The sequence below is a fragment of the Streptomyces sp. PsTaAH-124 genome (assembly GCF_000373685.1).
GTDB lineage: Bacteria > Actinomycetota > Actinomycetes > Streptomycetales > Streptomycetaceae > Streptomyces > Streptomyces andamanensis.
The window spans coordinates 82,533-104,063 of the sequence record NZ_KB892167.1; the positions used below are offsets into that span (position 1 = coordinate 82,533).

Genomic DNA, 21,531 nt, shown 5'->3' on the forward strand with positions numbered 1-21,531 from the left:
TCCGCCCCCGCACCGACGGCCCACGACTCGCCCCGCAGGTCCTCGATGTTCAGTTCGCTGAAGGTCAGGAACTACCGGCTGTTCTTCCTGGGCCAGGTCGTCTCCAACACCGGCACCTGGATGCAGCGCATCGCCCAGGACTGGCTGGTCCTCAGTCTCACCGGCTCCTCCGCCGCCGTGGGCATCACCACGGCCCTCCAGTTCCTGCCGATGCTCCTGTTCGGCCTCTACGGCGGCGTCCTCGTCGACCGGCTGCCCAAGCGTCCCGCCCTGCTCGTCACCCAGTCCGCGATGGCCCTCACCGGCCTGGCGCTCGCCGCGCTCACGCTCACCGGCCACGTCCAGGTCTGGCACGTCTACCTCGCCGCGTTCGCGGTCGGCATGGCCACGGTCGTGGACAACCCGGCCCGCCAGTCCTTCGTGTCCGAGATGGTCGGCCCCGAGCAGCTCCAGAACGCGGTCAGCCTGAACTCGGCGAACTTCCAGTCCGCCCGGCTGGTCGGCCCCGCCGTCGCGGGTCTCATGATCACCGGGGTCGGCACCGGCTGGGCCTTCCTCGCCAACGGCCTCTCCTTCGTCGCGCCCATCGGCGGCCTGCTGCTGATGCGCGCCCGTGAGCTGCACGCCGTCCGGCGCACCCCGCGCGGCAAGGGCCAGCTCCGCGAGGGCCTGCGTTATGTCGCGGGCCGCCCCGACCTGGTCTGGCCGATCGTGCTGGTCGGTTTCATCGGCACCTTCGGCTTCAACTTCCCGGTGTGGCTGTCGGCCTACGCCGATGACGTCTTCCATGCCGGAGCCGGTGCCTACAGCCTCTTCAACACCGTCATGGCGGTCGGCTCCCTGGTCGGCGCCCTGCTCGCCGCCCGGCGCGGCACCGCCCGGCTGCGGGTGCTGGTCGGCGCCGCCGCGCTCTTCGGCGTGCTGGAGATCGTCGCCGCGCTGGCCCCGTCGTACTGGCTGTTCGCGCTGCTGATGGCGCCCATCGGCGTCTTCGGCCTGACGGTCAACGTCACCGCCAACACGGCCGTCCAGATGTCCACCGACCCGGCCATGCGCGGCCGGGTGATGGCCCTGTTCATGATGGTCTTCGTGGGCGGCACCCCGTTGGGGGCGCCCCTGGTCGGCTGGGTCACCGACGCCTACGGCGCCCGGGTCGGCTTCGCCCTCGGCGGTCTCATCTCGCTCACCGCGGCCGTCACCATCGGCCTGGTCCTGACCCGCCTCGGCGGCCTGCGCCTCACGGTCGGCTGGCACCGCGGCCACCCCAGGGTCGGCCTCGTCCCGCGGGAGCGCCGGGAGGAACTGGCGGCGGCGGCGTGAACGAGTTCCCCCGGGCCAGTCCCGGGGGAACTCGCCGGTCCTGAGGACGAGACCGACGGGGGTGCCGGTCAGGTCGATGTCGTCGCCGAAGCCGACCTTGGTGACGGTCGCGTAGTCGCCGTGCCGGGAGGTCACGTCCCGGCGTACGGCGGGGACACTGACCCCATGAGACTCTTCGCCGCCGTCCTGCCCCCACAGGACGTCCTGGACGCCCTGGCGGACGAGGTGGCGGCGCTGCGCGCGCTGCCCGGCGCGGACCGGCTGCGCTGGACCGGGCGGGCCGGGTGGCACCTCACGCTCGCCTTCTACGGGGAGGTCGCCGAGGAGACCGTGCCCGAGCTGGAGGCCCGCCTCGCGAAGGCCGCGCACCGCACCCGCCCCTTCCCGCTCGCCCTGCGCGGCGGCGGCCGGTTCGGGCACGGGAAGGCGCTGTGGACCGGCGCGGAGGGCGATCTGCCGGCGCTGCGGCTGCTGGCAGGACGCGCCCAGGCGGCCGGCCGCAGGGCGGGCGCGCCGGGTACGGCGGCGGACGGGCACCGCCCCTACCGGCCCCATCTGACCCTGGCCCGCGGCCGTCCGCCCCTGGCGGACGTCCGTCCGCACGCCGACGCCCTGGCCGGCTTAACCGGCCGCACCTGGACGGTCGACGAGATCGTCCTCGTCCGCAGCCTGCTGCCCGCCTCCGGGGTGCCCGGCGAACAGCCCCGCTACGACGCGGTCGCCCGCTGGCCGCTGGGCGGCGCCGGTTAGGCTCGCATGCGTGGACCCGAAAACCCGGAACCGGATCATGGCCGGTGCGCTTGTGCTGATGTTGATCGTCGTCGCCATCGCGGCAGCGGTCGGCCGGTGACCGCGGGCGCGGCGGCGACGGCCACCGCGCCCGCGCCCGTTCAAATGCCCCGGACCCTCCTCAGCTGCCTGTTCCGCCTCACCAGGCGAAGGCCTCCGGCGACGGCCCCGGCCCCGGGAAGATCGCGTCCAGCTCGGTCAGCAGCTCCTCGCTCAGCTCCAGCTCTGCGGCGCGCAGCGCGGACGCGAGCTGCCCGGCGGTGCGCGGGCCGACGATCGGACCGGTCACCCCCGGCCGGGTGAGCAGCCAGGCGAGCGCGGTCTCGCCCGGTTCGAGGCCGTGCTTGTCGAGCAGGTCCTCGTACGCCTGGACCTTGCCGCGCAGCTCCGGATCGGCGAGGGAGTCGACGGCGCGCCCGCCGGAGCGGCGGCCGCCCTCCGCCTGCTTCTTGAGCACCCCGCCCAGCAGCCCGCCGTGCAGCGGCGACCAGGGGATGACCCCGAGCCCGTAGTCCCGGGCGGCCGGGATGACCTCCATCTCGGCGCGCCGCTCGACCAGGTTGTACAGGCACTGCTCGCTGACCAGGCCGTACGAGCCGAGCCGGGCCGCGGTCTCGTTCGCCTGGGCGATCTTGTACCCGGGGAAGTTGGAGGACCCGACGTAGAGGATCTTGCCCTGGCGCACCAGGACGTCGACGGCCTGCCAGATCTCCTCGAAGGGGGTGGCGCGGTCGATGTGGTGGAACTGGTACAGGTCGATGTGGTCGGTGCCCAGCCGCTTGAGGGAGGCGTCGACGGCCCGCCGGATGTTCAGCGCGGAGAGCTTGTCGTGGTTGGGCCAGGGCTCGCCGTCGGTGCCCATGTTGCCGTAGACCTTGGTGGCGAGGACGACCTTGTCCCGGCGGTCGCCGCCCCGGGCGAACCAGCTGCCGATGATCGACTCGGTACGGCCCTTGTTCTCGCCCCAGCCGTACACATTGGCGGTGTCGAAGAAGTTGATCCCGGCGTCCACCGCCGCGTCCATGATCGCGTGGCTGTCCGCCTCGTCGGTCTGCGGACCGAAGTTCATCGTGCCGAGGACCAGCCTGCTGACCTTGAGTCCGGTGCGTCCGAGCTGTGTGTACTTCATGACTCTCAAGCCAACGGCTTGGAGTGCGCTCCAGGCAAGAGCGAGTCGCCTCAGTCGCGCGGGGTGTCGCGGGGGAACTCGTCGGTCGGCACGACGAGGCCGACCGTCGTGCCGGTCAGGTCGACGTCGGTACCGAAGTCGACCACGGTCCTGCTGCCGTAGTCGCCGTCCTTGGGGTCGGTGTGCACGAAGCAGCGCCCCTGGTAGGGATCGGCGATGACGTAGACGGGGACCTCGGCCTCCGCGTAGGCGAGCTTCTTGGGGCCGTAGTCGTTCGGTGCCGTGCCCTCGGAGATGACCTCGGCGACGAAGACGACGTCCTGGTGGCGCCAGTGGCCCTTGGTGTCCTTCTTCGCGCCCTCACGGAGCAGGGCGACGTCCGGACAGAAGCCGTTCTGGTGGCCGGGGAAGTCGATGCGGACGTCGGAGAACATCCTCTCCGTCCCGTACTTGGCGGCCGCAGCTGTCGCGATGCGAAAGATGATGTTCCAGTGTGTGTCCCGCTGCGGTGTCATGAAGACGCTGCCCCCGACGATCTCGACCCTGAATCCTTCGGGGACGGGCATACGCTCAAGACGCTCGAACCACACGTCCAACTGCTCGGTACTGGCGTCGGTCATCGCGATCCTGTCTTCCAGGACGGTCATCGTGGCGCTCCTCCCCGGCTGCCTCGCGGAGAGGGCAACCGCGCGGTACAACGATACGCACAGCGCCGGAGAGACGCCGGTATTCGGCCATTCTGGTCAGTCTGTTCCCGTCACGTACGGCTGTCCGATGCCCCAGCCCTGGTGCATCGCGTCCGCGAACGCCCGTGCGATGACGTGTTCGCCGCGGGTGTTGGGGTGGGTGCCGTCGTAGGTGTCGCGGTCGAGGTCGTGGCCGTTGGGCCAGGTGGCGAGCAGCAGCGGGGAGCGCGGTTCGTCGAGGTCGGCGGCGGCCTTGGCGAGGAGGTCGTTGAACAGGGCGACCTGGGCGGCGAAGGGCGCGTCGTCGCGGGCGCGGACGTTCGGGGCGACCGGGAGCAGCACCATCCGGACGCGCGGGTGGTTGGCGCGCGCCCCGGCGACGAAGGCGCGCACGTTCTCCTCCGTCTGTCCGGCGTCGGTGTAGAAGCCCAGGTCGATCAGGCCGAGGGAGACGAGCAGCACGTCCGCCCGGCAGGCGCGCACCGCCTCGCCGATCAGCGGCGCCATGTGCGTCCAGCCCTCGCCCCACCCGGCCAGGTGGGCGCGCGGGAAAGCGGGGTCGGGGTCGGCGTACGCGTACGACACGGCCGCGTCGGCTGCCTTGTCGTACAGCGCCTCGCGCGGGCCGACGAAGGTGAACGGGCCGTCGTACGTGGCGCGCAGATGCCGCCACAGCCGGTAGCGCCAGGTGTGCTCCCCCGCGCTCCCGATCGTCATGGAGTCACCGACGGGCATGAACCTGAGCATCCGCTCATGATGGACGATCGGCGCGGCGCGCGGCGGCCCGGGGGTGTTCCCGGGGTGCTCCGCGGGTACTCCGGGGCTGCTCCGGAGGGTGTTCCTGGGGTGTGCGGACGGCCACGCCGCCTGAACACCCGCAGGTGATGGCAGGCTTGGGGGCATGCGCCGACCGTCCGCCCTGCTTGCCGGGGCCCTGCTCTTGGGCGCGTTCGCCGTGCCCGCCGCCGCCTCGCCCGTCCTCGCCGCCGACGGGGACGGCGGGTTCACCATCACCGACCCGAGGATCAAGGAGTCCAGCGGCCTCGCCGCCTCGCACCTGCACCCCGGGATCTACTGGACCCACAACGACAGCGACGACGGTCCGTACCTCTACGCCGTGGACAGCCGCACCGGCAAGACCGTCGCCACCGTCACCCTCAAGGGCATCGGCCGCCCCCGCGACGTCGAGGCGATCTCCATAGGCCCCGGCAACGAGATCTACGTCGGCGACATCGGCGACAACCTCGACGGCACCTGGCCCCATGTGTGGATCTACCGGCTGCCCGAGCCGAAGGAGCTGAAGGACCAGACGGTCCGGGCCACGCAGTACGTGGTGAAGTACTCCGACGGCGCCCGCAACGCCGAGTCGCTGATCGTGCACCCGAAGACGGGACGCGTCTACATCATCGACAAGAAGGAGGACGGCGGCCACCTCTTCGAGGGCCCGGCCCACCTGTCCGCCTCCGGGACCAACGTCTTCAGGCCGATCGCCCCCGTCGACCTGTGGGCCACCGACGCCGCGTTCTCCCCCGACGGCACCCGGCTCGCCGTGCGCGGCTACTTCGGCGGCATCTACTACGACTGGAACGGCGGGAAGATCAAACGCCTCGGCACCCTCGACGTGCCCCTGCAACGGCAGGGCGAGTCGGTCACCTACAGCGCCGACGGCACCAAGCTCCTCTACGGCAGCGAGGGCGCCGAGAGCCCCGTGAAGGCGGAGGACGCGCCCGGGGGAGGGGCGGACGGCTCCGGGTCGTCCAAGGACGGCAAGTCCGGCGCCTCGGACGCGGCGGGCAGCGGCACCACGGGCAAGCTCACCAAGGGCGCCGTCGCGGTGCTCGCCGTCGCCCTGGCGGTGTTCGGGCTGGGGCGGCTGTTCCGGCGCCGCCGGTCGTGAAATGCCGCTTTACCGGACCGGGTTGACATGATCAGATCTCCCTGTCATGCACAGGGCGGCCCTTGGGGAGGGGCCGCGAGGAGGGGAGAGCGGCACCGTCATGTCCACCGCTGTGGGGGGAACGACCCGCCCGTGTCCGGAATGCGGGGCACGGGTCCCGGTCGACGAGCGGTTCACCGTCTGGTGCGCCGCCTGCGACTGGAACGTCGACCCGGGGGAGCGCCAGGAGCACCGGCAGAAGCAGGAGACGGAGAAGCGGCGGGGGAAGCGGCCGGGACAGGGCAGGCTGGAGGAGGCCCGGCGCGCGCTCGCCCGGCGGCACGGCGAGCGGCTGCACACCGAGATGACCCGCGACGGCGCCGACCTGCGCGCCCGGAGGGACGGTGCCTCGGTCCTCGCGTACGCGCTCGCCCTCGCCGTGCACGGCGTCACCGCGGCGCTGCTGGCCGGGGGCGTCCTGTGCCTGGTGTGGGGCTGGGGCGGCGGTCTGATGCTGCTGGGGGCCGTGCTGCTGGTGATGGCCGTGGCACTGCGGCCACGCCTGTCCTCGCCCCTCGGCGACGGCACCGTACTGCGCCGAGCCGACGCGCCGGAGCTGTACGCGCTCGTCGACGAGGTCGCACGGGCCGTCGGCACCCGCGGCGTGGACACGATCAGCGTCGGCAAGGAGATCAACGCCAGTGTCATCTCCCGCGGCTTGCGCGGACGCCGCGCCCTGGATCTGGGCCTGCCCCTGTGGGAGGTGCTGACGCCGCAGCAGCGGGTCGCGCTCCTGGGCCATGAGCTGGGCCACTACGCCAACGGCGACACCCGGCACGGCAGGGTGGTGGGCAGCGCGCTGCGCTCACTGGCCACCTGGCGCTACTACTTCCTGCCGACCCCGCGGCCGTCCCTCGGCGAGATGATCGTGAACGCGGTCTACGCGGTGCCCCTGCTGCTCGTCCAGGGGACGCTGTCCCTGCTCGACCACCTCACCCTGCGGGCGACCCAGCGGGCCGAGTACCTGGCCGACCGGGAGGCCGCCCGCACCGCCTCCACCGAGGCCGCCGCGGGTCTGATGGACCAGATGCTGGTGCTGGACTCCATCGACGTGTTCCTGCGCCGCGAGTCCAACAACGCGGCGTTGGCCGGGGCGCGTTCGGCCCGCAGGAACGCGGCGGGCGCCCGGGACGGGGGCGACCTCTGGACGCGGCTGGCCGCACACCTGGCGTCCGTACCCGAGCACGAGTACGAGCGTCAGCGGCGCGTCGGCGCCCGGCGCGGCCACAGCGTCGACTCCACCCACCCGCCGACCCACCTCAGGCGCGCGTTCCTCCTGACCGGCCCGCCCGCCGAGCCCGCCGTGGTCCTCGACGAGGCCCGGCAGCGGCGGATCGCCGCCGAACTCGCCACCGCGCGCGCCGAGGTGGCCCGCAGTATCGTCCGGGACGGCGTCGCCTGAGCACCGGCCGGACGGCGCGGCGCCGCGCCGCACGCGAGCGGAGGAGACCGCGGACATGAGGACACGCACCCTGAGGTTCGGCCTCTACGCCGACGAGCAGGGCCTGGCCTGGGTCACCGGCCTCGTCCAGGAGGCCGCGCGGTCCCGCGGCGCCCGGCTCCTGGGCCAGGAGGTGCGCCGCGAACTGCCTGGCAGCGGGACCGGTTTGACGACCGCCGAGATGTACGACTTCCTCGCGGAACAGTGGTTCTACGAGCACCCGGGCCGCCCGGCCGGCACCCGCGAACCCGTCGAACTCCATGTCCGTCTGGCCTGCTCCCTGCGCACCTGGCGGTCGATCCGCAAGCAGGTCCTCACCGCCCTGTGCCCGGAGGGCGATGCTCCGCACGCCTGCCGGGTTCCGTGGTTCGCGGCGTGAGCGGACACGGCAGGCGGGGACGCAGCCGGTTCGGCGAGCAGGTCACCACGGCGAGGGAGAGGTACGAGGGCCGCTCCAGATAGAACCCGAGGGCCACGTCACCGCCTGCCCGCAGCCGCTCGGCGGCGGCGCTGACGAGGGCGGCCAGGCGGCCCGGTTCGCGAGCCGCCCCGCTCGCGAACCGTGGTGCGTACGCGCCCAGTCGCCCACCGAGCCAGTCCACCGCCCCCGCTGGCTCCTGCCAGGTGCCCCGCACCGCCGTGCCCGGCTTGACCAGCCAGTACGACGTCTCCAGCGGCGGAAGCTCCGAGTCCGGGAACGCGGCGGCGACCTCCCGGTACCGCTGGACCAGCTCCGGCCGGCTGCCGGGTGGGGGCGGCTCGGGGTGCGGCGGGCGCCGCAGCGCGTCCTGGTCGAAACGGTCCTTCGGGCCGGTCCACAGGTAGCCGTGGTGGTGCACCGGGGTCAGAACGGCAGCCCGAACCGGGTCGGATCGATCCCGGCCGCGCTCAGCTCCTCCGAGGTGAACCGCAGCGGCTCGGCGTCCGGCCGCTTGCTGTCCCCGAGGGCCCAGGCGTCCACGCCGATGCGGGCGAGGGTCACGCACCCCTCGGTGCAGGGGCCTCCGCAGGCTGTGACGAAGGAGGCGTCGGTGAGGTCGAGGGCGTAGAGGTCGTCGTCTGCGTTGAGCATGGGTTCTGTCCTTCCCGTGTCGCCATGTGGCGGCCTGACTTCTCTGCGTGACGAAGCTAGGCGGGAAGGGGTCGACTCAGGCGCGAATATTCTCCGATATTCTCGCGCGGTGACTCTGGATGCATGGACATTCACGCAGAGGCACGGACATGCTGAGCGCGCCAACATCGTCGAGCCTTGAGGAGTGGATCCGGATGGCGCGCAGGCTGCGATTCAACGGGACGGGGAGCAACGGTGGCGGATGCCCGTCCGTGCACGAGGACTTGGACAGTGGCGAGGTGATCGTGCACGGCCCTCCGCTCGGCCAGGACGACGTCGCACAGCTCCAGCACCTCTCCGAGGGGGAGGTCGCCGTGGTGGTACCGCGCGACCTGCTGGTGGACTGGACGCCGAAGGAGCGGACGCGGCAGGCGCGGACCATCGATCTGGACGAGTTCGGCGACCTGTTCGGCACGTTCGAGCACACCGCGTGGCGCTTGGAGACGCGGCGGCGGTACGCGAGCGACGAGACCGGCGACGCCTGGAAGCAGTTCATGGAGGTCGGGCACGTCTCGGAGGACTGGACCGAGGACACACCGGTCAGTGCCTTCCGCAAGACGATCCAGGCCCAGAGCGCGGAGGGGAAGCGCATCGAACGGGTGCGGCTGGTGGACGAGGTGCCCACCACCGGCCAGCGCTACCTGCTGGGGCACGCGCGGTGGAACATCGAGTCCGGCGAGGACATCCGGAACATGTGGCGGGCCGACGCCGACCGACTCCGGCTGCCCGCCGAGGACTTCTGGTTGTTCGACAGCCGCCTCATCGCACTCCTGCGCTTCGATGACGACGACCAGCTCACACACGTGGACCTGATCACCGAGCCCGCGGAGGTGGTGCGCTGCTGCATGATCCGGGATGCTGCTTGGCACCACGCCGTACCGTGGAAGCAGTTCATGGCGGAGATGCGCAGCGACACGTAGGGGCAAGAGCGGGTACCGGTGAGCACGGACTACCAGAGGGCGCGTGAGGAACTGGGCCGCAGACTGCGGGAGTTGCGCTCAGAGAGCTCTGATGGCCGGCTCACCGGTACGGAACTGGCCCAACGGCTGGGGTGGCCCCAGTCGAAGGTCAGCAAGCTGGAGAGCGGTCGCCAGACGCCCACGGTCGGCGACCTCCGGGCATGGGCCGAAGCTGTCGGGCAGCCGGCCGTCTTCGATGAACTACGGGCTCGGCTGAAGGGCTTCGAGAGCCATATCCGGTCCTGGCGACGACTGCTCGCGGCAGGGCATGCTCCGGTGCAGGAGACGTGGAACACCCTCGTCGGCGAGTCGCGAACGCTGTATGTGTGGGACGACCATGTCGTCAACGGCCTTCTCCAGACCGCTGACTACGCCAGGAGCCTCTTCGCGTCGCATGCAGGGCTCCGCCGTTCTCCGCAGGACACGGAGAACGCGGTGCGAGCCCGCATGAAGCGGCAGGAGTGGCTGTACCAGCCGGGCAAGCGGTTGAACCTGCTGATGTGGGAAGCCGCGCTTCGGTCCCGTGTTTGCGCGCCGGAAGTCCTGGCCGCTCAACTGGACCGGCTCCTCGGTGTCGTGGGTATGGACACCGTCCATCTGGGGGTCGTGCCCCTGGATGCTCCGCTGCGCGTGCCGGCCGGGAACGGGTTCTGGGTGCTGGACGACCGGCTGGTCACGGTCGAGGACTGGCATGCCGAACTCTGGCTCGACGACGCCGAAACGATCGCTCTCTACCGCCGGGCCTGGGACGCACTCGCCGAGTCGGCCGTCTACGGTCCCGACGCGCAGCAAGTGATCGCCCGCGTCCGTCGGAGCATCAAGCCCTGACGCCGGCCTGCCGGGCCTCCGTGAGCGTGAACCGGGCCCACACGCACTTCGTGTACGGGTCCTGTCGGCACCCCCACGCGGCGGCCAGCGCCGCCACGAGGGCCAGCCCGCGCCCGCCCTCCTCGTCCGGGGCGGCGTCGTGGAGCCGGGGCAGTCTGTCCCGGTCGGGATCGGAGACCTCCAGGAGCAGATCCGGCCCGTTCAGGGTGAGGGTGACCCTGACCTGGGCGTAGGTGACCCGGCAGTGGAGCACGGCGTTGGTGACGAGCTCGCTCGTCAATAAGGCAACAACGTCGGCGAGTTCACCGGTGATGCCCCAGTCCGCGAGCGCCTTGACGGTGCGTTGGCGTGCGGCGGGGACGTGCCTTCGGTGCTTGGGGATGCGGAAGGTTTCCGTGGAGGGCATGCCCGGAAGCTAGGGCCGAATCCGAGTTGCCTGCAATAGGCTTCAGTGAATGCATTCACTTGTCCACTCGATCGAGTGATGGGCTCTCGGGGTGGGTGACCTCTGTGGCATCGTGACCGCCAGGAGAGGGGAGACACCATGCCCGCAGGTGGACGACCGACCGTGCGCAGCAGGCGCCTGGGAACGGCGCTGAGGCAGTACCGGCTGGCAGCGAAGCTGGATCAGCCGCAGGCGGCAGAGGTCATCGCGGCGAGCCAGGCCAGGATCAGCAGGCTTGAGAGCGGCAGCGTGACCGCGCGCGTCATTGAAGTGCGGCTGCTGCTGGACGCGTACGGGATTGAAGATCTGGAAGTCCGCTCCAAGCTGGAGGATTTGGCCAAGCACTCCAAGAAGCGCGGCTGGTGGCTCGAACACGCGGAACACCTGCGACCGGACTACCTGGACCACATCGCCTTGGAGGACGATGCGACCTATATCCGGGAGTGGCAGCAGGTCCTGGTACCCGGACTCCTCCAGACCTCTGCTTACACAGAGGCCGTCATCCAGACGAGCCCCACCTACATGCCTTCCGAACGCGTCGCCAAGATGCTCAAGGTGCGGGAGGCGCGCCAGGCGAAGATCAACGAGGGCGGCGCCGCGTACTCCGCTGTCATCTGGGAAGCGGTGATCAGCCATCCGCTGGTGAGCGTCGAGATCCACCGGCAACAGCTCTCGGCGATCCTTGAAGTGGGGAAGCGGAAGAACGTCACCGTGCAGGTGCTCCCATTCAGCGTAGGAGCACTGGCCACAGTGACTTCGGCCTTCTCCACCTTCAGTTTCGACTCGGAACCGACGGTCCAGGCGGTGGCCCTGGAGAACCTCAGAGGGACATCGGTTCTTGAAGGGCCTGAAGACCTTGCCGCTTACGCGAATATGTACGACCTACTACGATCGGCGGCACTGGCGCCGGACGCGAGCGCGAAGCTCATCCGGGGTGTACTGCGGACCTTGAAGGAAGACTCATCGTGACCGAGGCTATAGGCCCCTTCCGGAAGTCGTCGTACTCCGGTGCGGAGAGCAACTGTGTAGAGGTGGCCCCCACCGCCGGCCACGGCCGGGCCGTCCGCGACAGCAAGCAGCAGGACGGCCCCCTCCTCACCGTCTCCCGTGACGGCTGGCAGGCGTTCCTCCAGCAGTTCGCGTAGGCGGCACGCACGCGCGCGTATGCACGACGAAGGGCGCCCCCGGAGACGTACTCCGGGGGCGCCCTTCACTGTGCAAGTCTCCGTCGGCGACGGACGGTCACAGCTTCTCGATCACGTAGTCGACGCACTTCGTCAGCGCCTCGACGTCCGCCGGGTCGATCGCCGGGAACATCGCGATGCGGAGCTGGTTGCGGCCGAGCTTGCGGTAGGGCTCGGTGTCGACGATGCCGTTGGCGCGCAGGGCCTTGGCGACGGCGGTGGCGTCGATCTCGTCGGCGAAGTCGATCGTGCCGATGACCTGGGACCGCTTGGCCGGGTCGGCGACGAACGGGGTGGCGTACTTGGACTCCTCCGCCCAGGTGTACAGACGGTTCGAGGAGTCCTTGGTGCGGGCGGTGGTGAAGTCCAGGCCGCCCTGGCCGTTCATCCACTCCAGCTGCTCGTTGAGCAGGAACAGGGTGGCCAGCGCCGGGGTGTTGTACGTCTGGTTCTTGCGGGAGTTGTCGATCGCCGTGGGCAGCGAGAAGAACTCCGGGATGTGGCGGCCGGAGGCGTGGACGCGCTCGGCGCGCTCGATCGCGGCGGGGGAGAACACGCCGATCCACAGGCCGCCGTCGGAGGCGAAGGACTTCTGCGGGGCGAAGTAGTAGACGTCGGTCTCGGAGACGTCGACCGGCAGGCCGCCCGCGCCGGACGTGGCGTCGACCAGCACGAGCGCGCCCTCGTCGGCACCGGCCACGCGCCGGATGGGCATGGCGACACCGGTCGAGGTCTCGTTGTGGGTGAGGGCGTAGACGTCGGTGCCGGCCTCGGCCCGCGCCTCGGGGTGGGTGCCCGGGTCGGCGGCGACGACGGTGGGCTCGGCCAGCCACGGCGCGAGCTTGGCTGCCTTGGCGAACTTCGAGCTGAACTCGCCGAAGGTGAGGTGCTGCGACTTGTTCTCGATCAGACCGTGGGTCGCGATGTCCCAGAAGGCGGTGGAGCCGCCGTTGCCGAGGACCACCTCGTAGCCCTCGGGGAGCTGGAACAGTGCGCTGATGCCCTCGCGCACCTTGCCGACCAGGTTCTTGACGGGAGCCTGACGGTGGGAGGTGCCCAGGAGGGACGTACCGGTGGCGGCGAGGGCGTCCAGCGCCTCGGTGCGCACCTTGGAGGGGCCCGCGCCGAAGCGTCCGTCGGCGGGCTTGATGTCAGCGGGGATCTCGATGTCGGCCACGGATCGGAGGGTAGTCGCTGGGCGAAACGGGACGTAACCGTGTCCGTCCGATGAGACGAGATCGGCTAGTGGTGTGCTCGTCATTTCGTACGACGAGAATGGAGGCGTTGTGGACAACTTCGGGTGACGATCCGTGGCCGGATGCATTCTGGACGCATGACGGATCAGACGGATCTCCCGGGCCGGCCGGGCTCTTCAGCCCCCTCCACCTCAGCTCTTGAGGCGGACCTGCGGCGCGCCGTCCGGGGCGAGGTCGGTTTCGACGTCACCTCCCGGGCGCTGGTCACCATGGACGCCTCCAACTACCGCCGGGTCCCGCTGGGCGTGGTGGCGCCGCGGGACGCCGACGACGTGGCGGCGGCGCTCGCCGTGTGCCGGGAGCACGGCGTGCCGGTGGTCCCGCGCGGCGGCGGCACGTCGATCGCGGGCCAGGCGACCGGCACCGGGGTGGTGCTGGACTTCACCCGGCACCTGAACCGGGTGCTGGAGATCGACCCCGGGACCCGGACCGCCGTCGTCCAGCCGGGGCTGGTGCTCGACCGGCTCCAGGAGGCCGCCGCCCCGCACGGGCTCCGCTTCGGACCCGACCCGTCCACGCACAGCCGCTGCACGCTCGGCGGCATGATCGCCAACAACTCGTGCGGCTCCCACTCGGTGGCCTGGGGCACGACCGCCGACAGCGTGCGCGAGCTGTCCGTGCTCACCGCGCGCGGCGAGCGGCTGCGCCTCGGCAAGGAGTGGGCCGGGGCACCGGACGGCCTGCGCGCGCTGGCCGAGGGCGAGTTGGCCCGGCTGCGCACCGGCTTCCCCGACCTCCCCCGCCGCATCTCCGGGTACGCGCTGGACGCCCTGCTGCCCGAGCGCGGCGCGGACGTGGCGCGGTCCTTCTGCGGCTCGGAAGGCACCCTGGGCGTGCTGACCGAGGCGGTCGTGTCCCTGGTCCGCGCTCCGGCCGCACGGGCGCTGGCCGTGCTCGGGTACGCGGACGAGGGCGCCGCCGCCGAGGCGGCCCCCGCCCTGCTGCCCCACCGGCCGCTCACCGTGGAGGGCATGGCTCGCGACCTGGTGCCCGCCTCGGCGTCCGGGCTGCCCCGGGGCGGCGCCTGGCTGTTCGTGGAGACGGGCGGCGACACGGAGGCGGAGGCACGCGCGCGTGCCGAGGCGATCACCGGCGCGGCCGACGCCGTGGACACCCTGGTCGTCACCGATCCGCGCGCGCAGCGCGCCCTGTGGCGCATCCGCGAGGACGCGGCCGGTACGGCGACCCGGATGCCCGACGGCACCGAGGCGTGGCCCGGCTGGGAGGACTGCGCGGTGCCGCCCGCCCGCCTGGGCCCCTATCTGCGGGACTTCCGCTCCCTGCTCAGGGCCCACGACCTGCGCGGCACTCCGTACGGGCACTTCGGCGACGGCTGCATCCATGTCCGCATCGACTTCGACCTGCTGAGCGAGGCGGGCGTCGGGCGGTTCCGGCTGTTCTCGGAGGAGCTGGCCGACCTGGTGGTCGCGCACGGTGGCTCGCTGTCCGGGGAGCACGGCGACGGCCAGGCCCGCGCCGAGCTGCTGCCGAAGATGTACGGCGCGCCGACGGTCGCCCTGTTCGAGCGCGCCAAGGCCGTCTGGGACCCCGACGACCTGCTCAACCCGGGCATGCTGGTCCGCCCCGCCCCGCTGGACGCCAACCTCCGCTTCGCCGTGCTGCCGCGCGAACCGGTGGACGTCGCCTTCGGGTACCCGGCCGACGGCGGCGACTTCGGCGCGGCGGTCCGCCGGTGCGTCGGCGTCGCCAAGTGCCGTACGACGGAGGCGTCCGGGACCGCCGTGATGTGCCCCTCGTTCCGGGCGACCGGCGCCGAGGAGCACTCCACGCGCGGCCGCGCCCGGCTGCTGCACGAGATGCTGGCGGGCGAGCTGATCACCGACGGCTGGCGCTCCACGGAGGTGCGGGACGCCCTCGACCTCTGCCTGGCCTGCAAGGGCTGCCGCTCGGACTGCCCGGTCGGCGTCGACATGGCCACGTACAAGGCGGAGTTCCTGCACCACCACTACGCCGGGCGCCGCCGCCCCGCCGCCCACTACTCCATGGGCCTGCTCCCGCGCTGGCTGCGCTGGGCGGCCGCCACCCGCACGGCACCGGTCCTCAACGCGCTCGCCGCCGTCCCCCCGCTGGCCGCCGTCGCCAAGCGCCTGGCCGGGATCGCGCCCGAGCGCGCCATCCCACGCCTGGCGGCCCAGCCGTTCACCCGCTGGTGGCGCACCCGGCGGTGGCCGCTCCCGGCGGGCGGCGGCGACATGGTCGTCCTGTGGCCCGACACCTTCACCGAGCACCTGTCACCGTCCGTGGGCAGCGCCGCCGTACGGGTGCTGGAGGCGGCCGGACTCCGGGTGGCGCTGCCGCCGACGCTGCGGCTGCCCGGTGCGCGCATCGGCGACGGGAGATCGGCCGCCGTGAACCCGCTCTCCGTCCTGCGGGGCCGGGGCCGCGTCTGCTGCGGCCTCACCTACGTCTCGACGGGCCAGCTCGACCGCGCCCGTACGGTGCTGCGCCGCACCCTGGACCTGATGGAACCGGTCCTGGAGACCACCGCCCCGGTCGTCGTCCTGGAACCGAGCTGCGCCGCCGCGCTCCGCACCGACCTGCCCGCCCTGCTGCCCGAGGACCCGCGCGCCCAGCGCCTCGCCGATCGCGTGCTGACCTTCGCCCAGGCCCTTGAGCGCCACGCCCCCGGCTGGCGGCCGCCCCGCCTCGACCGCCCCGTCGCCGGTCAGACCCACTGCCACCAGCACGCCGTCCTCGGCGACGAGGCGGAGCGCCGGCTGCGCACGGCGGCGGGCCTGACCGGCGACCTCTCCGGCGGCTGCTGCGGCCTGGCCGGCGACTTCGGCTTCGAGAAGGGGCACTGGGAGGTGTCCACAGCCTGCGCGGAGGAGCAGCTCCTGCCGTCCGTGCGCAGCGCCCCGGACGGCACGGTGGTCCTGGCGGACGGCTTCTCCTGCCGCACACAGCTGGAGCAGCTCGCCGGGGTGCGCGGCAGACACCTGGCGGAGGTGCTGGCCGCGGCACTGGACGACGATGCGGCCCCGGACACGGACCCGGACCCGAACGCAGGAACGAGCGGGGACGGAGGTGCCGCCACGGAATGACAGTCTCCGGCGCGGGGGCGTAAGTTCCATAAGAGGTTCACACGCCTGACCTGGTCCACTACCGTGGACGTACCAGTACACCGCGATGGACGCATGCCGGACCACCCCTCCCGGCGGCGAACCCCGCGCGCACCACCCCATCCCATCCCACCCCCCGCCCCGACCCTTCCCGCACCAGCCCCTGGACCGCCCGTGAGCACCCCCGACACCGCACCCATGACCTCCGTCCCGTCGCCGTCCTCGTCACCCCTGCCGTCGGCGTCGGCGCCGGGTGGCGCGCAGGGCGCACAGGACGCACGGGGCGCGCAGGGTACCCCCGGCGGCTCGGGCCGCTTCGGGGCCTTCGGGCCCGTGGGCCTGGTGCTCGCCGGGTGCGTGTCCGTGCAGTTCGGCGGCGCGCTCGCGGTGACGCTGATGCCGAGGGCGGGCGCGCTGGGCGTGGTGAGCCTGCGGCTGCTGGTCGCCGCGATCGTGCTGCTGGTGGTCTGCCGCCCCCGGCTGCGCGGGCACTCGCGCGCCGACTGGGGCACGGTGGTCGCGTTCGGTGTGGCCATGGCCGCGATGAACGGCCTCTTCTACCAGGCCGTCGCCCGTATCCCCCTCGGCCCCGCCGTCACCCTCGAAGTCCTCGGCCCGCTCGCCCTGTCGGTGGTGGCCTCGCGCCGGGCGGTCAACGCGGTCTGGGCGGGCCTCGCCCTGGTCGGCGTCTTCCTCCTCGGCGGCGGTGGCTTCGGCGGACTCGACGGGGCCGGAGCCGCCTTCGCGGTGGGCGCGGGCGCGATGTGGGCGGCGTACATCGTCTTCAGCGCCCGCACCGGGCGGCGCTTCCCGCAGGCCGACGGACTCGCCCTGGCGATGGCGGTGGGCGCGGTGCTGTTCCTGCCGCTGGGCATCGCGGAGTCCGGCACGAAGCTGGCCGACCCGACGACCTTCGGCCTGGGCGCCGCCGTGGCGGTGCTGTCCTCCGTCCTCCCGTACACCCTGGAACTGCTCGCCCTGCGCCGCCTGCCCGCCGCCACCTTCGCCATCCTCATGAGCCTGGAACCGGCCATCGCCGCCCTGGCCGGTTTCCTCGTCCTCAGCCAGTCCCTGGCCCCCCTGGAACTCGTCGCGATAGCCCTGGTCATCGCGGCGAGCATGGGCGCGGTACGCACCCAGATAGGCCGAGGCAAGCCCCCGGCCCCCCGACTGGACTCCTGACATCGGGCCACTGCCCCGGGGCGTCTACGCCCGGTAAAAAATCATGCAAGCACGCTTGATTGTTTTCAAGGGCACTGCCATGCTCCCTGCCATGGCCGATCCGACACCCGTGTTCGACGATCTGCGGCAGGAAAGCGAAGAACTCGACCGGCTGGTCGCGCGGTTGGCGCCGCGGGAGTGGGGGCTGGCGACGCCCGCGCCCGGGTGGAGCGTGGCGCATCAGATCGCGCACCTGGCCTGGACGGACCGTTCCGCGCTGTGCGCCGTCACCGATGCGGACGGGTTCCGGGAGCTGGTGGAGAAGGCGCTCGCCGAGCCCGACGCGTTCGTGGACCGGGGCGCGGAGGAAGGCGCCGGGCTGCCGTCCGATGTGCTGCTGGCCCGGTGGCGGGAGGGCCGCGCCGGACTCGACACGGCGCTGCGGGCCGCGCCGCCCGGCGCGCGTTTCCCCTGGTACGGGCCGCCCATGTCGGCCGCGTCGGTGGCCACCGGGCGGCTGATGGAGACCTGGGCGCACGGACAGGACGTGGCGGACGCGCTGGGTGTGGTGCGCGCACCCAGTGACCGGCTCAGGCATGTGGTGCGCATCGGGGTGCGGGCGCGGGACTTCGCGTTCGGGGTGCGGGGGCTGCCTGTGCCGCAGGAGGAGTTCCGGGTGGAGGTGCGCGGGCCGTCCGGCGACCTGTGGACGTACGGACCCGAGGGCGCCGCGCAGCGCGTCACCGGCCCCGCGCTCGACTTCTGCCTGCTGGTCACCCAGCGCGCCCACCGCGCCGACCTCGCGGTATGCGCCGAGGGGCCGGACGCCGGCCGCTGGCTGGACATCGCACAGGCGTTCGCCGGACCGCCGGGCGCCGGGCGCGCGCCGAGGACGGACGGGGGGACGGCCGCGTGACGCTGCGCATCGGCAACGCCTCCGGCTTCTACGGCGACCGCTTCGACGCCATGCGCGAGATGCTCACCGGCGGTGACCTGGACGTCCTCACCGGCGACTACCTCGCCGAACTGACCATGCTGATCCTGGGCCGCGACCGCCTCAAGGACCCGGCCGCCGGATACGCCCGCACCTTCCTGCGGCAACTGGAGGAGTGCCTCGGCCTCGCGCACGAGCGGGGCGTGCGGATCGTGGCCAACGCGGGTGGACTGAACCCGGCCGGGCTCGCGGAACGGGTCCGGGAACTGGCCGACCGGCTCGGCCTGCCCGTCCGTGTCGCCCATGTCGAGGGCGACGACCTCACCGCCTCCCACCCGGGCGGCCTCGCTGCCCACGCCTACCTCGGCGGCTTCGGGATCGCCGCGTGCCTGAGCGCGGGCGCCGACGTCGTCGTCACCGGCCGGGTCACCGACGCCTCCCTGGTCACCGGCCCCGCCGCCGCCCACTTCGGCTGGCGGCCCGACGACTGGGACCGGCTCGCGGGCGCCACCGTCGCCGGGCATCTGCTGGAGTGCGGCGCGCAGGTCACCGGCGGCAACTACGCCTTCTTCGCCGACCACGCCCTCGACCGTCTGCGCCACCCCGGCTTCCCGCTCGCCGAGCTCCACGACGACGGCAGCGCGGTCCTCACCAAGCACCCCGGCACCGGCGGGGTCGTGGACACCGGCACGGTGACCGCCCAGCTCCTCTACGAGACCGGCGGCGCCCGCTACGCCGGGCCCGACGTCACCACGCGGCTGGACACCGTACGGCTGCGCCAGGACGGGCCCGACCGGGTGCGGGTGGACGGGGTGCGCGGGGAGGCGCCGCCGCCCACCCTCAAGGTCGGCGTCAACCGGCTCGGCGGCTTCCGCAACGAGGTCACCTTCGTCCTCACCGGGCTCGACATCGAGCGCAAGGCCGAGCTGGTGCGGCGGCAGCTCGACGACACGCTGCGCGCCGCGAAGCGCGCCCCCGCCGAGGTCCGCTGGGACCTCGTGCGCACCGACCGGCCCGACGCCGACACCGAGGAGACGGCCAGCGCGCTGCTCCGGCTCGTCGTGCGCGACCGGGACCCGGAGGCGGTGGGCCGGGCCCTCAGCGGCGCCGCCGTGGAACTGGCACTCGCCGGATACCCCGGCTTCCATGTCCTCGCCCCGCCCGGCAAGGGCGCCCCCTACGGCGTCTTCGAGGCCGCCCACGTGCCCCAGGACTCCATCCCGCACACCGCCGTCCTGCACGACGGCCGCCGTGTCACCGTGCCGCCCGCGCCCCGGGCGCGCGCCCTGGCGGACGTGCCCGCGCCGGATCTGCCGCCGCCGCTGCCGGACGGCCCGGTGCGGCGGGCGCCGCTCGGTCTGGTCGCCGGGGCCCGCAGCGGCGACAAGGGCGGCAGCGCCAACGTCGGGGTGTGGGCGCGGACCGACGACGCCTGGCGGTGGCTCGCGCACGAGCTGACCGCCGACCGGTTCCGGGAGCTGATCCCGGAGGCCCGCACGCTGCCCGTGACCCGGCACGCGCTGCCCGCGCTGCGCGCGCTGAACTTCGTCGTCGAGGGGATCCTCGGCGAGGGCGTCGCCGCCCAGCACCGCTTCGATCCGCAGGCCAAGGCCCTCGGGGAGTGGCTGCGCGCCCGCCACCTGGACATTCCGGAGGCTCTGCTGTGACGGTCCTGCCCACCGCCCTGGACACCGGCTCCGCCGAACACCGGGCGAACCGCGAGGCCATGCTCGCCCGGCTCGCCGCACTGGAGGCCGAGCACGCCAAGGCGCTCGCGGGCGGTGGCCCCAAGTACGTCGAACGGCACCGCGGACGCGGCAAGCTGCTCGCCCGCGAGCGCATCGAGCTGCTGCTCGACCCCGACACGCCCTTCCTGGAGCTGTCGCCGCTGGCCGGCTGGGGCAGCGAGTACACCGTCGGCGCCTCGCTGGTCACCGGGATCGGCGTCGTCGAGGGCGTCGAGTGCCTGATCACCGCCAACGACCCGACGGTGCGCGGCGGCGCCAGCAACCCGTGGAGCCTGAAGAAGGCCCTGCGCGCCAACGACATCGCGCTCGCCAACCGGCTGCCCTGCATCAGCCTGGTCGAGTCCGGCGGCGCCGACCTGCCCTCCCAGAAGGAGATCTTCATCCCCGGCGGCGCCATCTTCCGGGACCTCACCAGGCTCTCGGCGGCCGGTGTCCCGACCGTCGCCGTCGTCTTCGGCAACTCGACGGCCGGCGGCGCCTACATCCCCGGCATGTCCGACCACACGATCATGGTCAAGGAGCGCGCCAAGGTGTTCCTCGGCGGGCCGCCACTGGTGAAGATGGCCACCGGTGAGGAGAGCGACGACGAGTCGCTGGGCGGCGCCGAGATGCACGCGCGCGTGTCCGGCCTCGCCGACCACTTCGCCGTCGACGAACGCGACGCGCTGCGCCAGGCGCGCCGGGTCGTCGCCCGGCTCAACCACCGCAAGGCCCATCCCGACCCCCCCTTCGCGCTTTCACCCAAATACGACAACGAGGACCTTCTCGGGATCGTTCCGGGCGATCTGAAGGTCCCCTTCGACCCGCGCGAGGTCATCGCCCGGATCGTCGACGCCTCCGACTTCGACGAGTTCAAACCGCTGTACGGGACCAGCCTGGCCACCGGCTGGGCGAGCCTGCACGGCTACCCGGTCGGCATCCTGGCCAACGCGCGGGGGGTGCTGTTCAGCGAGGAGTCGCAGAAGGCCGCGCAGTTCATCCAGCTCGCGAACCAGCGCGACATCCCGCTGCTGTTCCTGCACAACACCACCGGCTACATGGTGGGCCGCGAGTATGAGCAGGGCGGCATCATCAAGCACGGCGCCATGATGATCAACGCGGTCGCCAACTCCCGCGTCCCGCACCTGTCCGTGCTCCTGGGCGCCTCCTACGGCGCCGGGCACTACGGCATGTGCGGGCGGGCCTACGACCCGCGCTTCCTGTTCGCCTGGCCCAGCGCCAAGTCGGCCGTGATGGGCCCGCAGCAGCTCGCGGGCGTCCTGTCGATCGTCGCCCGGCAGTCGGCGGCGGCCAAGGGGCAGCCCTACGACGACGACGCGGACGCGGCGCTGCGCGCCATGGTCGAACAGCAGATCGAGGCCGAGTCGCTGCCGATGTTCCTGTCCGGGCGGCTCTACGACGACGGCGTCATCGACCCGCGCGACACCCGCACCGTGCTCGGCCTGTGCCTGTCCGCCGTCCACACCGCCCCCTACGAGGGCGCCCGCGGCGGCTTCGGCGTCTTCCGGATGTGAGGGACCG

At 72.5% G+C, this 21,531-nt stretch carries 21 protein-coding genes; 14 read left to right on the forward strand and 7 right to left on the reverse strand.

Annotated features, from left to right (window positions below):
• Positions 1-45: 45 nt before the first annotated feature.
• Both B086_RS0114225 and thpR read left to right on the forward strand, forming a co-directional pair.
• Entirely contained in the window at positions 46-1,320 is a 1,275-nt protein-coding gene (locus B086_RS0114225; protein WP_018567085.1) for an MFS transporter, read from the forward strand.
• Positions 1,321-1,485: 165 nt separating this feature from the next.
• Complete coding sequence (thpR, locus tag B086_RS0114230) at positions 1,486-2,070, forward strand: RNA 2',3'-cyclic phosphodiesterase (protein ID WP_018567086.1); 585 nt, start codon at positions 1,486-1,488, stop codon at positions 2,068-2,070.
• Between the two features lie 178 nt (positions 2,071-2,248).
• Here thpR and B086_RS0114235 read toward each other — a convergent pair whose 3' ends face one another.
• The 3 genes from B086_RS0114235 to B086_RS0114245 form a co-directional block, all read right to left on the reverse strand.
• Positions 2,249-3,238 carry an aldo/keto reductase gene (locus tag B086_RS0114235; protein WP_018567087.1) on the reverse strand — a complete coding sequence of 330 codons (990 nt, stop codon included), beginning with the start codon at positions 3,236-3,238 and terminating at the stop codon, positions 2,249-2,251.
• 50 nt (positions 3,239-3,288) lie between these two features.
• The gene (locus B086_RS0114240; protein ID WP_018567088.1) at positions 3,289-3,885 is read right to left on the reverse strand and encodes a Uma2 family endonuclease; all 597 of its coding nucleotides are present in this window, start codon (positions 3,883-3,885) and stop codon (positions 3,289-3,291) included.
• A 96-nt stretch (positions 3,886-3,981) separates the two neighbouring features.
• Entirely contained in the window at positions 3,982-4,671 is a 690-nt protein-coding gene (locus B086_RS0114245; protein ID WP_018567089.1) for a GDSL-type esterase/lipase family protein, read from the reverse strand.
• A 154-nt stretch (positions 4,672-4,825) separates the two neighbouring features.
• On the opposite strand from B086_RS0114245, the gene B086_RS0114250 reads away from it, so the two are divergent.
• The 3 genes from B086_RS0114250 to B086_RS0114260 all read left to right on the forward strand — a co-directional run bounded on the left by B086_RS0114250 (position 4,826) and on the right by B086_RS0114260 (position 7,680).
• Positions 4,826-5,821 carry a hypothetical protein gene (locus tag B086_RS0114250; protein WP_018567090.1) on the forward strand — a complete coding sequence of 332 codons (996 nt, stop codon included), beginning with the start codon at positions 4,826-4,828 and terminating at the stop codon, positions 5,819-5,821.
• Positions 5,822-5,921: 100 nt separating this feature from the next.
• Positions 5,922-7,262, forward strand: a complete 1,341-nt coding sequence (locus B086_RS0114255) for a M48 family metallopeptidase (RefSeq protein WP_018567091.1) — start codon at positions 5,922-5,924, stop codon at positions 7,260-7,262.
• A gap of 55 nt (positions 7,263-7,317) precedes the next feature.
• Positions 7,318-7,680, forward strand: a complete 363-nt coding sequence (locus B086_RS0114260) for a hypothetical protein (protein ID WP_018567092.1) — start codon at positions 7,318-7,320, stop codon at positions 7,678-7,680.
• Here the strand turns inward: B086_RS0114260 and B086_RS42820 are convergent.
• Positions 7,616-8,140, reverse strand: a complete 525-nt coding sequence (locus B086_RS42820) for a hypothetical protein (protein WP_078531088.1) — start codon at positions 8,138-8,140, stop codon at positions 7,616-7,618. The two genes, B086_RS0114260 and B086_RS42820, sit on opposite strands and share 65 nt — an antisense overlap.
• A gap of 5 nt (positions 8,141-8,145) precedes the next feature.
• Complete coding sequence (locus B086_RS0114265; RefSeq protein ID WP_018567093.1) at positions 8,146-8,373, reverse strand: DUF397 domain-containing protein; 228 nt, start codon at positions 8,371-8,373, stop codon at positions 8,146-8,148.
• A gap of 194 nt (positions 8,374-8,567) precedes the next feature.
• Here B086_RS0114265 and B086_RS0114270 point away from each other — a divergent pair, with 194 nt between their 5' ends.
• Positions 8,568-9,332, forward strand: a complete 765-nt coding sequence (locus B086_RS0114270) for a DUF6879 family protein (RefSeq protein ID WP_018567094.1) — start codon at positions 8,568-8,570, stop codon at positions 9,330-9,332.
• 18 nt (positions 9,333-9,350) lie between these two features.
• Complete coding sequence (locus B086_RS0114275) at positions 9,351-10,199, forward strand: helix-turn-helix domain-containing protein (RefSeq protein ID WP_018567095.1); 849 nt, start codon at positions 9,351-9,353, stop codon at positions 10,197-10,199.
• Here B086_RS0114275 and B086_RS0114280 read toward each other — a convergent pair.
• Positions 10,189-10,605: an ATP-binding protein gene (locus B086_RS0114280; protein ID WP_018567096.1), complete on the reverse strand. Its 417-nt coding sequence runs from the start codon at positions 10,603-10,605 to the stop codon at positions 10,189-10,191. The two genes, B086_RS0114275 and B086_RS0114280, sit on opposite strands and share 11 nt — an antisense overlap.
• Before the next feature lie 138 nt (positions 10,606-10,743).
• Between B086_RS0114280 and B086_RS0114285 the strand changes: the two genes are divergently transcribed.
• Both B086_RS0114285 and B086_RS0114290 read left to right on the forward strand, forming a co-directional pair.
• Positions 10,744-11,613: a helix-turn-helix domain-containing protein gene (locus B086_RS0114285; protein ID WP_026252416.1), complete on the forward strand. Its 870-nt coding sequence runs from the start codon at positions 10,744-10,746 to the stop codon at positions 11,611-11,613.
• Positions 11,610-11,789, forward strand: a complete 180-nt coding sequence (locus B086_RS0114290; RefSeq protein ID WP_018567098.1) for a DUF397 domain-containing protein — start codon at positions 11,610-11,612, stop codon at positions 11,787-11,789. Before B086_RS0114285 ends, B086_RS0114290 begins: the two co-directional genes overlap by 4 nt.
• Positions 11,790-11,886: 97 nt before the next feature.
• Here B086_RS0114290 and serC read toward each other — a convergent pair whose 3' ends face one another.
• A complete protein-coding gene (serC, locus tag B086_RS0114295) occupies positions 11,887-13,005 on the reverse strand; it encodes a phosphoserine transaminase (RefSeq protein WP_018567099.1) in 1,119 nt (372 codons plus the stop codon).
• Positions 13,006-13,161: 156 nt separating this feature from the next.
• Between serC and B086_RS0114300 the strand changes: the two genes are divergently transcribed.
• The 5 genes from B086_RS0114300 (at position 13,162) to B086_RS0114320 (ending at position 21,524) form a co-directional block, all read left to right on the forward strand.
• Complete coding sequence (locus B086_RS0114300) at positions 13,162-16,149, forward strand: FAD-binding and (Fe-S)-binding domain-containing protein (protein ID WP_018567100.1); 2,988 nt, start codon at positions 13,162-13,164, stop codon at positions 16,147-16,149.
• Between the two features lie 216 nt (positions 16,150-16,365).
• Positions 16,366-17,349, forward strand: coding sequence for an EamA family transporter (locus B086_RS0114305; protein ID WP_078531092.1), 984 nt, complete (start codon positions 16,366-16,368; stop codon positions 17,347-17,349).
• Between the two features lie 91 nt (positions 17,350-17,440).
• Positions 17,441-18,244: a TIGR03084 family metal-binding protein gene (locus tag B086_RS0114310; protein WP_018567102.1), complete on the forward strand. Its 804-nt coding sequence runs from the start codon at positions 17,441-17,443 to the stop codon at positions 18,242-18,244.
• A complete protein-coding gene (locus tag B086_RS0114315) occupies positions 18,241-19,929 on the forward strand; it encodes an acyclic terpene utilization AtuA family protein (protein WP_018567103.1) in 1,689 nt (562 codons plus the stop codon). Before B086_RS0114310 ends, B086_RS0114315 begins: the two co-directional genes overlap by 4 nt.
• A complete protein-coding gene (locus B086_RS0114320) occupies positions 19,926-21,524 on the forward strand; it encodes an acyl-CoA carboxylase subunit beta (RefSeq protein WP_018567104.1) in 1,599 nt (532 codons plus the stop codon). The genes B086_RS0114315 and B086_RS0114320 overlap by 4 nt, the downstream gene beginning before the upstream one ends.
• Positions 21,525-21,531 lie beyond the last annotated feature (7 nt).